Annotated in this window: 10 protein-coding genes; 8 read left to right on the top strand and 2 right to left on the bottom strand. The window is 65.8% G+C overall.

Annotated features, from left to right (window positions below; translation table 11 throughout):
* Window positions 1-116: 116 nt before the first annotated feature.
* From QZ994_RS04080 to QZ994_RS04045, 8 genes are all read left to right on the top strand, one after another.
* Window positions 117-1,301, top strand: a complete 1,185-nt coding sequence (locus QZ994_RS04080) for a glycosyltransferase (RefSeq protein WP_290868594.1) — start codon at window positions 117-119, stop codon at window positions 1,299-1,301.
* A gap of 63 nt (window positions 1,302-1,364) precedes the next feature.
* Window positions 1,365-2,273 carry an exosortase B gene (gene xrtB, locus QZ994_RS04075; RefSeq protein WP_290868591.1) on the top strand — a complete coding sequence of 303 codons (909 nt, stop codon included), beginning with the start codon at window positions 1,365-1,367 and terminating at the stop codon, window positions 2,271-2,273.
* Window positions 2,257-2,964 carry an exosortase C-terminal domain/associated protein EpsI gene (locus QZ994_RS04070; RefSeq protein ID WP_290868588.1) on the top strand — a complete coding sequence of 236 codons (708 nt, stop codon included), beginning with the start codon at window positions 2,257-2,259 and terminating at the stop codon, window positions 2,962-2,964. The genes xrtB and QZ994_RS04070 overlap by 17 nt, the downstream gene beginning before the upstream one ends.
* Window positions 2,965-2,988: 24 nt before the next feature.
* Entirely contained in the window at window positions 2,989-4,119 is a 1,131-nt protein-coding gene (gene gmd, locus QZ994_RS04065; RefSeq protein ID WP_290868586.1) for a GDP-mannose 4,6-dehydratase, read from the top strand.
* The gene (locus QZ994_RS04060; protein ID WP_290868583.1) at window positions 4,103-5,620 is read left to right on the top strand and encodes an O-antigen ligase; all 1,518 of its coding nucleotides are present in this window, start codon (window positions 4,103-4,105) and stop codon (window positions 5,618-5,620) included. The genes gmd and QZ994_RS04060 overlap by 17 nt, the downstream gene beginning before the upstream one ends.
* A gap of 4 nt (window positions 5,621-5,624) precedes the next feature.
* Complete coding sequence (locus QZ994_RS04055; RefSeq protein WP_290868581.1) at window positions 5,625-6,926, top strand: hypothetical protein; 1,302 nt, start codon at window positions 5,625-5,627, stop codon at window positions 6,924-6,926.
* Window positions 6,923-8,932: a hypothetical protein gene (locus QZ994_RS04050; RefSeq protein ID WP_290868579.1), complete on the top strand. Its 2,010-nt coding sequence runs from the start codon at window positions 6,923-6,925 to the stop codon at window positions 8,930-8,932. Before QZ994_RS04055 ends, QZ994_RS04050 begins: the two co-directional genes overlap by 4 nt.
* On the top strand, window positions 8,925-10,055 hold the full coding sequence (locus QZ994_RS04045) for a glycosyltransferase family 4 protein (protein ID WP_290868576.1): 1,131 nt from the start codon (window positions 8,925-8,927) through the stop codon (window positions 10,053-10,055). Before QZ994_RS04050 ends, QZ994_RS04045 begins: the two co-directional genes overlap by 8 nt.
* 31 nt (window positions 10,056-10,086) lie before the next feature.
* Here the strand turns inward: QZ994_RS04045 and QZ994_RS04040 are convergent, their stop codons facing one another.
* Together QZ994_RS04040 and epsF are read right to left on the bottom strand one after the other, a co-directional pair.
* On the bottom strand, window positions 10,087-11,010 hold the full coding sequence (locus tag QZ994_RS04040) for a polysaccharide biosynthesis tyrosine autokinase (protein WP_290868574.1): 924 nt from the start codon (window positions 11,008-11,010) through the stop codon (window positions 10,087-10,089).
* 13 nt (window positions 11,011-11,023) lie between these two features.
* A partial coding sequence (gene epsF / locus QZ994_RS04035) for a chain length determinant protein EpsF (protein ID WP_290868571.1) occupies window positions 11,024-12,468 on the bottom strand: 1,445 nt, incomplete at its 5' end.

Genomic DNA, 12,468 nt, shown 5'->3' with positions numbered 1-12,468 from the left:
GTTTCCTCGGGAGGTTTTCCCGATGGATGCCCCACAATCAGCGCCATTGTTGGTGAATCGAGGCGGTGATGGGGCATTCAAATCAGGGGAGCGAGGCTCCACTGAAGGTCTGGTTGGTGCACAACGCCTATCAGCAACGGGGAGGGGAGGACAGCGTGGTCGAGGCCGAGATGGCCATGCTGCGCGCACGGGGGCATGAGGTGGCGCTTTACCTGCGGCACAACGAGGAGCTGTCGCGCTTGTCGAAGCTCTCGGTGGCCACGCAGGCATTCTGGTCGGCTCGCATGGTCGAAGACCTGAATCGCCAGGTTGAACGTGATCGGCCCGATGTCATCCACGTCCACAACACGCTGCCCCTGGTGTCGCCTTCGGTGTTTTGGGCTGCGGCACGCCTGGGCGTGCCCGTGGTGCAGACCCTTCACAACTTCCGCTTGATGTGCCCGCAGGCCATGTTCGTGCGGGACGGGGTGGTGTGCGAGGACTGCCTGGGGCGCGTGCCGTGGCGGGGTGTGGTGAGGGGGTGCTACCGCGGCTCGGTGGCCCAGACGGGCATCCTGGCGGCTTCGGTGACCTTGCATGGCCTGTTGGGCACGTATGCCCACAAGGTGGACCGCTACATCGTGCTCAACGAGTTTTGCCGAGCGAAGTTCGTGGAGGGTGGGCTGCCGGCCGATCGCCTGCGGGTGAAGCCCAATTTTGTGCCCTGGCGCGAGGCGCCCCCACATGCGGCCGTGCGCTCGGGGGGGCTCTACCTCGGGCGGCTGACCCAGGAGAAGGGCCTCGACGTTTTGCTGCGGGCGCTGGCGATCACGGGTGGTGATGGCTTGAGCGTGATCGGCGATGGGCCGATGGCGCCCGAGGTGGCGGCGTCACTGGGCGAGCGCTTCCTTGGTTTCAAACCCCTCGAACAGGTTTGGGCGCACCTGGAGACGGCGTCTTTTCTGGTCGTGCCCAGCGTCTGGTACGAAGGGTTCCCTCGCACCATCGTCGAGGCTTACAGCTGTGGGGTGCCCGTGCTCGCCAGCCGCCTTGGGTCCCTGGCCGAGGTGGTGGAGGATGGGGTGACGGGACTGTTGTTCACGCCCGGTGATGCCCACGATCTCGCGGCCAAGATGGCCTGGGCCAAGGCGCACCCCGAGGAAATGGCCCGCATGGGACGGCGTGCACGCGAGGTCTACGAGCAACGCTACACCCCCCAGATCAATGGTGCGCAACTGGAGTCGATCTACAGAGAGGTGATGGCGGAGCGTTGCGGGTCTGCCCTAGGTGGGGCTCGGGGAACTTCGCCGGTGATCGGGTAACAATGGCTTGGTGGGCGTGGTGATTCCGGCCCTTGCCTTGTCTTCCTGGGTCTGATCCAAACCATGTCCAAAGCTTCCTCCTCTGCCGAGGCGATGCCGCTTGCGGGAGCGCCAGGCACCGCCTTGCCGACCAGGTCGATCCTGGTGCTGCTCGCGACGTTCCTCGTGATGTTTGCGCCGGTCTACCAGGAGCTCGCCGAGACGATCTGGAGCACCGACGAACAGGGCCACGGGCCCTTGATTCTGGGGGCCAGCGCCTGGCTGCTGTGGTCTCAGCGTCATGCCATCTTTGCCGGCCCCGCACGGCCCGCGATGGGCTGGGGTTTCGGGCTGCTGACCTTGTCTCTGGTGGCCTTCGTGCTGGGGCGCTCGCAGGCTGTGATCGAGATCGAGACGGCCATGCAGATCCCGATCCTGGCGTCTTTGTTGCTGATTCTTCACGGTCCGGGTGCCTTGCGTCGTGCGTGGTTCCCTCTCTTGTTCCTCGTGTTCATGATCCCTTTGCCGGGTGCTTTCGTGCAGGCGCTCACCATGCCCTTGAAGCAGGCGGTCTCGGTGGTGGTGGAGCAGATCCTGTTCTGGTGCGGCTACCCGATCGGCCGAACTGGCGTGACCTTGTCGATCGGGCCCTACCGGTTGCTGGTGGCCGATGCCTGCTCGGGGCTGAATTCCCTCTTCACGCTGGAGTCGCTGGGGCTGCTCTACATGAACGTCATGAATTACCAGTCCAGGGCGCGCAACGTGATCTTGGGCATCCTGATCGTACCGATCTCGTTCGTGTCGAACGTGGGGCGGGTGATCTGTCTGGTGCTGATCACCTATTACTTCGGGGACGAAGCCGGGCAAGGTTTCGCCCACGGTTTTGCGGGCATGGTGTTGTTTGCCATCGCTCTGGTGTTGACCTACGGCCTGGACCGCCTGCTGGCAGCCCGATTCGATGACCAGGAGGGGCGCCGTGGCCAGAAAGCTTGATGCGGCCCGTCCCGCGTGGACGATGGCGGTGTGGTGTGCTGCTGCCCTGATGTTGGTGGCTCTGGGTGCATCCGAGTGGCTGAAGCCGCGTCGCATCCTGGCGGACACCTTGCCACCCATGACGCTGGAGGAAGTCATTCCCAGGCAGTTTGGGGATTGGGTCGAGGTGCAGTCGCAGGTGCCAGTGGTGTCGGACCCGAGCATTGAAGCGGCGGTGAAGGCCTTGTACTCGTCCACCCTGGTGCGCACCTACCGGGATGCCGCGGGCCATGTGATCTTCCTGTCCGTCGCTTACGGCAAGAACCAGAACTCCTGGTCGACGGCGGCCCACCGACCCGAATTCTGCTACGCCGCGCAGGGCTTCGAGGTGGCGCAACAAGGGGTGGCCCCGGTCTCCCTGAGCCAAAGCCCGACCTTGCAGACCATCCGCTTGATGGCGACCTTGAACGGCCGGATCGAGCCCATCTCTTACTGGGTGACCCTGGCGGACACGCCCACCTTGCCCGGTGTCGGGCGCAAGTTCCAGCAGTTCCGTTATGGCTTGCAGGGCTGGATCGTCGATGGTCTGCTGGTGCGCATTTCTTCGCTGGGGGGCGGCGATGGGGCCTACGATGCGCATGCGAAGTTCATGCGTGACCTCGACGCCGCCATGCAGCCAGGCTTCAGGGCACGGTTCTTCGGCCGCACCTGATGGGCCACATTCGATACTGTTGACATGACCAAAAAAATTGCACTGATCACCGGCGTGACCGGCCAAGACGGCTCCTACCTGGCCGAATTCCTGCTGAACAAGGGCTATGAGGTGCACGGCATCAAGCGCCGCTCCAGCCTGTTCAACACCGACCGGATCGACCACCTCTACCAGGACCCGCACGTCGACAACCGCAACTTTGTGCTGCACTACGGCGACCTGACCGACTCCACCAGCCTGGTGCGCATCGTGCAGAAGGTGCAGCCTGACGAGATCTACAACCTGGCCGCCCAAAGCCACGTGGGCGTGAGTTTTGAAGAGCCCGAGTACACGGCGAACGCCGATGGCCTGGGCGCCCTGCGCCTGCTGGAAGCCATCCGCATCCTGGGCCTGGAGAAGAAGACCCGGTTCTACCAGGCTTCGACCTCCGAGCTGTATGGCCTGGTCCAGGAAATTCCCCAGAAGGAAACCACGCCCTTCTACCCACGCAGCCCCTACGCCGTGGCCAAGATGTACGCCTACTGGATCACGGTGAACTACCGCGAGGCCTACGGCATGTACGCCTGCAACGGCGTGCTCTTCAACCACGAGAGCCCGGTGCGCGGCGAAACCTTCGTCACGCGCAAGATCACGCGCGCCATCAGCCGCATCGCCCTGGGCCTGCAGGACTGCCTGTACCTGGGCAACATGAGCGCCCTGCGCGACTGGGGCCACGCCAAAGACTACGTCGAGATGCAGTGGATGATGCTGCAGCAGGACCACGCCGAAGACTTCGTGATCGCCACGGGTGTGCAGTACAGCGTGCGCCAGTTCGTCGAGTTCTCGGCCAAGGAGCTGGGCATCACCCTGGCCTTTGAAGGCGAGGGCGAAGCGGAAGTGGGCAAGGTGGTGAAGGTCGAGCCGGTGAACGGTGAAATGCTGGCCACCTGCAAGGTGGGTGACGTGATCGTGAAGGTCGACCCGCGTTACTACCGCCCCACCGAAGTGGAAACCCTGCTGGGCGACCCGGCCAAGGCCAAGGCCAAGCTGGGCTGGACGCCCAAGATCACGCTGCCCGAACTGGTGGCCGAGATGATGCAGAGCGACTACACCAGCGCCAAGCGCGACAGCCTGGTCAAGCAGGCCGGCTACCAAGCGTATGACCACTACGAGTGACGCGGCCCTGGGCGCGGGCACCTTGCCCGTGTTCAGGCCGGGCAGGCGGTCTCGGGCGTTTGCCGGTGTCATCTCGCTCCTGGCCCTGCTGACGCTGGTGGTCGACCTGGCGTGGGCGATCATGGCCGGACAGTTCTTCCTGTTGCAGTTGCCCATTTTCCTGGGCAGCCTGTTCCTGCTGTTGTTCTTTGGCCTGGGTTACATCATCAACCCGCCTCCCTGGGTGGGGGTGTTTGCCCTGTCTCTGCTGTATTTCGCGCAGGACTTCACCTTGCGCCAGGGCCTGGTGGGGGGCGGTGGCACCGACCTGCAGTCCATGGTGAAAGGCTTGATTGCCGCCCTCTTGCTGGGTTACGGGCTGTTCAATGGCCTGAGCAAGACGACGCGTCATCCGGTGCTGGGCTGGTGGCTGGCTTATGCGCTCTTTGCGGCGTTCACGGCGTCCTACTCGAGCGCCAAGGCGCTGGGCATCGGTTCGGGCATGGCCCTGATCGGCATTGCCCTGGGCACGGCCCAGGCGGCATCGCGCTCTGAGAAGGGGCTGGCGGCGTATTGGGTGGGCATGTACAGCGCGGCCGTGCTGGCCAGTGTCCTGTCCCTGATCCTGTTGGCCACGCTGCCCATGATGGCGCGTGACCTGGCGGACCCGGGCGCCTTCCGCTTGCGGGGCGTGACGGGCTCGGCCAACAGCCTGGGGCCCATCATGGCCGTGGGGATCATCATCGGGCTTTCGATGTTCAAGCGTGCGCAGGGGGCGTGGTGGAAACGCCTGCACGGGGTCTTCATCCTCACCCTGCTGGTGGCGCTGGTCCTGACCAACAGCCGGTCTTCGATGATCGGTGCGGTGGCCGGCGTGGCCGCGGTGGCCGTCATCCGCCGGCAGCAGGGCATCCTCACCCTGTTGATGGTTGCCCTGGGTGCCAGCCTGGCCGCCGTGACCTTGCTCATCCCTTCGTTGATGAAGAACCTGGCCGCCCTGGTGGTGGAGTTCGTGTCGCGCAGCGGCAATGTGCACGAGATCACCAGCTTCACCGGGCGCAGCGACATCTGGGTGGCCAGCGTGAAGCTCATCCAGGCCAAGCTGTGGTTCGGTTATGGACTGGGCAGCGTGCGGGTCGAGCTGCCCAAGGTCTTTTTTGACGCCTGGGGCAACACCACGACCACGGCTCACAACTACGTGCTCGAGAGCATGATCAGCGTGGGCCTGGTGGGCACGCTGATGTTGACGGTCGTGTTCGTGATGGCCACCGTGGGCTTGCTGCGGTTCGTGGGCAGCGCGGTCAGCCCGTTCCGGAGCGAAGAGACCAAGGAGTGGTCGGTTTGCGCCTTGCGTTGCATCATGATGCTGTGGGTGCATTCCCTGGTGGAGCGCGCCTTTGCGGGCACGGCTGCGCCATCGACCGTGGTGCTGGGGCTGTGTGTGGCGACTTACGTGTTCGTGGCGCTGCAGGTCCGCGAGGCGGGGCAGCGGCGGATGGCGCGCATCCAGGCCCTGGGCTGAGGCGATGACGACACGCGTCACGGCCCTGGCACGGGTCTGGGCATGGCGGCGCTCGCCGGAGGCCTGGTTGCTGGCCTCCAACCTCGGCTCGCGCCTGTTGGGCTTTGTGGTGTCCTTGCTGATGTCCCGGCTGGGTGGGGTGCAGGCCCTGGGCCTGTATTCGGGCCTCCTGATCACCAGTGCGAGCCCGACCACACCGATGTCTGCCGTGCTGGCCAACAACGCCACGATCCTGGCCGCGCGGCATCACGCGAGCCTGCCCATGCGGCGCCTGTTGCGTGCCCAATGGGGCGTGGCGCTGGCCAGCGCGCTGATGTCGGTGGCACTGTGCTGGGGCATGCTGAGCGTGTCTGGGTTGGGGCGCTCGGGTCTGCTGGCGTGGCACAGCGTGATGACCGTGGCGGCGGGCATGGTCCTGGGGCAGGTGCTGACCCAGACCGTGGTGGGGCTGTGCCATGGCGCGGCCCTGTCCTTGCAGGCGTCCTGGGTGGTGAGTGCCGTGACCCTGGTGGCCTTGTTGCTGGCCTATCCCCTCATTGCCGTCTGGGGCGTGGCGGGCGGTCTGTGGCAGGCGGTGGGCGTGGCGCTGCTGCCGGGTGTGTTGCTGGGGCTGTGGCTTTGGCGCCGGGCCGGCGAGAGCGAGGATGCTCAGGAGCAGGCCGCTTCGATGGCGGGCGAGGCCCGGCAGCAATGGCGCCAGGCCATCCCGAACATCCTGGCGACCGTGCTCAACAACGCCACCAACTGGATTTCCTGCATCTACCTCGCGGAGCGCTTTCACGGGCATGCCGGACTGGGGCTGGTGGCCATCGGCCTGCAGTGGATGGCCCTCATGCAGCTGCCCTTGTCGAGCTGGGGGGGGCGTGTGATGCGAGCCCTGGCGGTGGCGCATGGCCAATCGGCAGGGGCCCTGGGCGCCGAGCTGGTGCGGCAATTCAAGCGCTGTGGCGTGGTGTCGATGGGGGCCGCCTGCCTGGTGTGGGCGGGGGCCGGGCTGGTGGCCGACCTCTACAAGGTCGACCGGCAGACCCTCGTGGCCCTGTTTGCGATCAATGCCGCGGCGTCTGCGCTCAGCAGCGTCAACTTTGTTGGCGAGCGCGTGTTCTTCTGCCTGGGCTCGCAACGCCCCTGGCTGCTCATGTCGGTGCTGGCCTATGTGGCACAGATGGGTTTGACCTGGGTGCTGATCCCGCATTCGATCCTGGCGGTTGCCTTGGGGAACCTGTTGGCGATTGCCTTGATGGCCGTGATGGTGATGGCCTGGTTCCGGCGCCTGGGCCTGTTCCATCGCGAGGTGGCCACATGAAGGGATGGCGCGGCTGGTGGGTGGCAGGCTGGCTGTGGGTGCTCTCCGCCTGGGCCGGGCACGGGGTCTTTGCGGCCAGTGTGGCCCCCCTGTCCAACCTCCTGCGCAATCCGGGACTGCAAGGGGTGCCTGGCGAGGCGCCGAAAGACACCTTCCATGGCATCTCGTACGACCTTCAATCCGGCCGGCGTGACCCTGCTGGGACCCTGACCGTTGGTTATCGGTATGGTCAGGGACCTTCCGGACGCGCTCATGTGGACGTGGAACTGGTGAACCGTTCGGGGCAGTCGGCCCACTACACCTTGTTCCTGAGCAGCCAGCGCAGACCGGTTCAGGGGGGCGAGCGTTTGTGTCTGTCTGCCCAGGTGAGCGCCCAGGGGGTGCAGGCGCCCGTGATCCTCGGGCTGGGGTTTCAGTTCTACCGGGCGGACGATGCCTACCTCTCTGACTTCGTGCCGGCCACGGGTGAGTACAAGGTCTGGGTGGGGGAGTCGCAGGTCCTGTCGGCGGGCCACGTGAGCGGAGAGCCTGACCCGGGCACCGGTGTGCTGCCCGGATCGCTGTATCCGCGGCTGTCGGTCTACAACATCCCGGCAGGGGCCACGGTGAGGCTCCGTGTGAGCGACGTGACCATGACCGCCGAGCGGCCTCGTTCTGAAGCCGAGGTGCTGCCGCTGTCGCGCCCCATCCCCGCCCTGGCGCCGGGGCAGATCTGGCCCCTGACCGTGGAGGTGGCTGGCCGCCCGGGGCAGAAGGGGGGGCGTTCGCGCCTGTCGCTGGTGGACACGCAGGGCAAGGTTGGCGCGGTGTTTGACAGCGCACAGCCCTTGGGCTTTGTGCACGGCGGGGTGACGCGGGACGTCTGGCGCCCGCGACTGCCGCGCGGTTTGCCCGTGGGAACCTACGGGGTCGTCTACGAGGTGCCGGACATGGGCTTGAAGCGCCGCTTGGGCGAGGTGCAGGTCCGGCCCTCGGCGGGCATGTGGCTCGGCATGGCTTTTCACCGCTACCCGGGGCGCAGCGAAGCGAGCCTGGGACCATTGCGCCTTCGATACCAGTTTGCCCGCAGCCTGGCCAGTGACGAAACCTACCTGACCCAGTGGTGGACCGGGCCCGACCAGTACGATTGGCGGGGCGTCACCAGGTGGGCGCACTTCCACGCCCAACCTGGCGAGCGTCGCCTGGTGTTCACGTTTTCGGGCTCACCGAGGTGGGCGAGTGCCCAGCCTGATCAGCCAGCGGCCATGGGCCTGCCGGGCAATGCGGCGCCGCCCGCCATGGCTTACCGCGGGGCCTACCAGCGCATGGTGCGGGAGACCCTGCTGCGCTTCAAGGGGCGGGTGCTGGCCTCCGAGTGCTGGAACGAGCCGAACAACCCCGCTTTCTTCACTGGCACACAGACGGACCTGGCCGACTTGTGCAAAGCGGTCGCCATCGCCACCAAGGCGGTGGACCCGAAGGTGCTGGTGATCTGTCCGCAGGCGGACAAGCCGGGCAACCTCGACATCGTCTACAGCGCCAGAACATCGGATGGCGAGCCGATCCACCAGTTCTGCGATCTGGTTGGCTCGCACGTTTACGATCGCCTGGCGCAGGACCGCTTCGGGCGCGACTATGGGGCGCCTCGCCTGCGGGATGCGCTGGACGACATGGTGGCCATGGGACGCAAACACGGCGTGAACAAGCCTTTGGCCGTGACCGAATACGGGCTGTCCAGTTGCCTGCTCCAGCCCGGTCTGGCGCACCCCACGGTGTTCGGCCGCATGCCCTCCGAGGAGGCCGCCGAGGCCCTTTACGATGCCATCGCCGAATTCAGGGCGTTCGGCGTGTCCTTGCTCGCTCTGTATTCCTTTGACCACGAGAGCAACGATCCGCGTTGCCGACCAGGTGGCAGTTTCATTCGCATGACCCAGGTGGACCCCAACGGGACACTCAGGCTGGATCCCGTGATGGTCCGGCGGGTGAGCGAGGCCACCGCAGATTTCGGGCGGGTAGACCATGAATGAAGACCAGGGCCAGCGGCCCGTCAGGGTGGCGATGGTCACCAACATCCCGGCGCCCTACCGGCTGCCGGTGTACGAGCGCCTGGTGGCGCAACCGGGCATCGAGCTCTGCGTGTTCTTTTGCAGTGGCCGTGAGCCGGATCGCGAATGGGACCTGCAGGGCGGAGGCTTTCAGCAGGTCTTCCTGAGCGAAAAGTTCATCACTTACCGCGGTCGCTACATCCATTGCAACCCGGATGCGTGGTCGGCGCTGAAGCGCTTTGCGCCCGACGTGGTGATCACCACGGGTTTCAACCCGACCTTCCTCGTGGCTTACGCCTTTGCCCGCTGGCACGGGCTGCGGCACATCCCGATGACGGACGGCACCCTGGTCTCCGAGAGCGCGACCTTGAGCGGCGTGCACCGCTTCATTCGCCGTGTGGTGTACCGCGGCAGCCAGGCCTTCATCGGGGCCAGCGAGGGCTCGCTCGCCCTCTACCGCTCCTATGACGTGGGCGGTGGGCAGGGCCAGGCCTTGTTCCAGTCGCATCTGTGTGCCAACAACGTGGCCTATGCGCCGCGGCCCTGGTCTGAGAAGACCTTCGACTTTGTCTTCAGCGCCCGCTTTGTGGCCTTGAAACAGCCCTTGTTTGCCATGGACGTGGCGCAGCAGGTGGCCCGTCGGCTGGGGCGCCCTGTTCGGCTGCTCCTGCTGGGCTCCGGGCCGCTGCAGGCCGAGATGCAGGCGCGTGCCGACGGCATGCGCGGCGAGGTGGACGTGGTGTTTGCCGGCTTTGTGAAGCAGGCCGCGCTGCCAGGGCACTACGCTTCGGCCAAGCTCCTGCTGTTCCCCACCACCTTCGACCCTTGGGGGGTGGTGGCCAACGAAGCGTGTGCCGCGGGCTTGCCGGTGCTGGTGTCCGACGTGGCCGGTGTGGCGGGGGATCTCGTGGTCGACGGCGTCAATGGCCGGGTGCTGCCCCTGGAGCAGGACGCCTGGGTCGATGCGGCAGTGGCCCTGCTGTCTGACCCCGCGCTGTACGCCCGCCAGGCCGCAGCCAGCGTCGAGCGTGTCGCCCGCTTCGACTACGGCCATGCGGCCCAGGGCATCCGCGATGCGGTGTGGTGGGCGATGGGGCGGCGCTGAACCGGTGGTCAGCGCCTGCCGTGCCCGTGGATCAGTAGGCGTTCAACACGGTGCCCACGATGCGCGTGGAGCCCATGCTCACGGTGCGCACCATTTTTTGCAGCTGTTCGACCTTGGTCTGATCCTGTCGGGCGATCACCAGCGCCGCGCCACACTTGGCAGCGATCACGGCGCCATCGGTGCCTTCGGCGGCGGCCGGGGTGTCCACGATGATGCGGTCGAATTTGGTCCGCAGCTCGCGGATCAGCAACTCGAAAGCCGGGCGTTCGAGCAGTTCCAGCGGGTTGGGGGGCGTGGCGCCCACCGGAAGCACAAACAGGTTGGAGAGGTCGCGCACCGAGCGGATGACGTTCGAGGCGGCCCGGCCTGACAGCACGGCAGACAGGCCCCCGCCGCGGTATTCGAGGTTGAAGAGCTCATGCTGACGCGGGTTGCGCATGTCGGCATCGATCAGCAGGGTCTTGCCCTGCAGCTGGGAAAACGCGACGGCCAGGTTGGCGGCGAAGAAGGACTTGCCGTCGCCGCTGTCCGGGCTGATCACGGCGAGGGCATGGCGAGGTCCTTCGTCGCTGAACATCTTCATGATCAGGTGGCTGCGGATGCCACGGAAGGCCTCGGCCTGGTCCGAGAAGGGGCGGGTGGCCACGACCAGTTCCGGATTCAGGTTGCTGCGCCCTTCGTTGGCGTAGGGGTAGTGGAACTGCTGGGCCAGGGCCCACATGACGTCGTCGGCGCTGACCAGGCCCAGGGCCACCGCGGCTTCACCGAACCGGCCTCCGTTTTCGCGCTGGTAGGCGAGGATCTGCTCGATCTGTTCAGGCCCCAGGTTGTTGGCCTGGCTGATGATCTCGCCAATGGATTGATCGCGCGGCACGTGTTCCGTGTCCTGGAAGCTGGCGTCGAGGTCCGGCTGCGAGAACGGGTGCTGAGACGGCTGGAAGGAGGGGTTGCTCATCTTGAAGGCTGCCTCAGGCCGGGTTGGCACGCTTGAGTGAGGTGATGACCGAACTGGTCGATTGGCCAGGAGCCGGTTTCTTCTGCCAGGGCAGGCGCTTGTGCGCCGGGGTGTTGGGGCCTGGCAGCACGCCCAGCACGGGCAGTTCGAGGGTGTCCATGATGTCGAAGCTGCTGCGCACGCGGCGGTCCATCAGCTCGATGCCCAGCACCGTGATCAGGGCGATCAGCAGACCCAGCACGGTCGCCAGGGCGGTGTTGAGCACCAGGCGAGGCGAGGAAGGGGTCGACGGTTCGGTGGCGGCGTTGAGCAGCACGACGCCGGACTGGCTGTTGTTGCTTTCGAGGTTGGTCTGGCTCAGGCGCATCTGGATGGCGTCGTAGACGCGCTGCGCGCTTTCGACCTCGCGCTCCAGGACGGCGAGCTGCGAGCGCTCTTCCTTCAGGCGCAGCAGCTTGGCGCGCTGCTCTTCGTAGGCGGCACTGGCGGCGGCCTCGCGCGAACTGGTCACGGCGTTGTTGAGGCCCACGCTGTTGGTCACGCGCGAGGTTTCCATCGCGATCTTGCTGCGCAGGCTCTGGATGTTCGCCTTGAGTTCGATGACCTGCGGGTGCTGGTCGCCCAGGCGTTCGGACAGCTGGTTGAGGTTGGCCTCCTGTGATGCGAGCTGGTTCTTCAGCGTCGACACCACCATGTTGTTGAGCACTTCAGCGGTTTGCTCAGGCCGGCTGCGTGCCTGTTTGTCGCGGTTGCTGGACTCGACGCGCAGCGCCTTGAGGGCCAGCACTTGCTGCGAGAGTTCGGACAGGCGCTGGGTTTCGACGTCCAGTCGCTCTTCCGTGGCAATGATGTTCTTGTCCTTCTGCGCTTCGGCCAGGCGAGCCTGGGCGCGTTCCACCTTGTCGCGTGCGATGCGGGCGCGTTCTTCGAAGAACTCGGCGTACTGGCGTGCCGGATCGACCTTCAGCTGGGTCGTGGCCTCGATGTAGGCCTTGGCGTAGGTGTTGGCCATGGCGGCGGCGAACTTGGAGTCGGCACCTTCGTAAATGATGTCGATCACATTGGATTCGCGGGAGGGCTTGATCTCCAGGTTCTTGCTGAGGATGGTCGCGATCCAGGCTTCCATGTCGCCCTGGCCCTTGGTTTCCTTCATCCAGCGTGCGCGCATCTCGGGGGATTGGTCCAGGCCCATGGTGCGGACCACGCGCTGCGCCACCCGCTTGCTGCCGATGATGTCGACCTGTGTGGCCACGAAGTTCATCGCGGTCGCCCCGGACAGCGAGGCGATGGCGGACACGGGATCGGGACGCATGTCGACCATCACGCTGGCCGTGGCGGTGTAGGACTTGGGCCAGATCAGGCTGGCCACGAGCGTGACGGTGACGATGCTGAGGAAGATGGCCATCACCAGCAGCCACCTGGCCCGGACGATGCGGAGGAATTGGTCGAAGGTCATGG

Source organism: Aquabacterium sp., from assembly GCF_021768455.1.
Lineage (GTDB): Bacteria > Pseudomonadota > Gammaproteobacteria > Burkholderiales > Burkholderiaceae_C > Aquabacterium.
The sequence above is the reverse complement of the archived record's forward strand: the minus strand, read 5'-3'. Positions and strand labels throughout refer to the sequence as shown.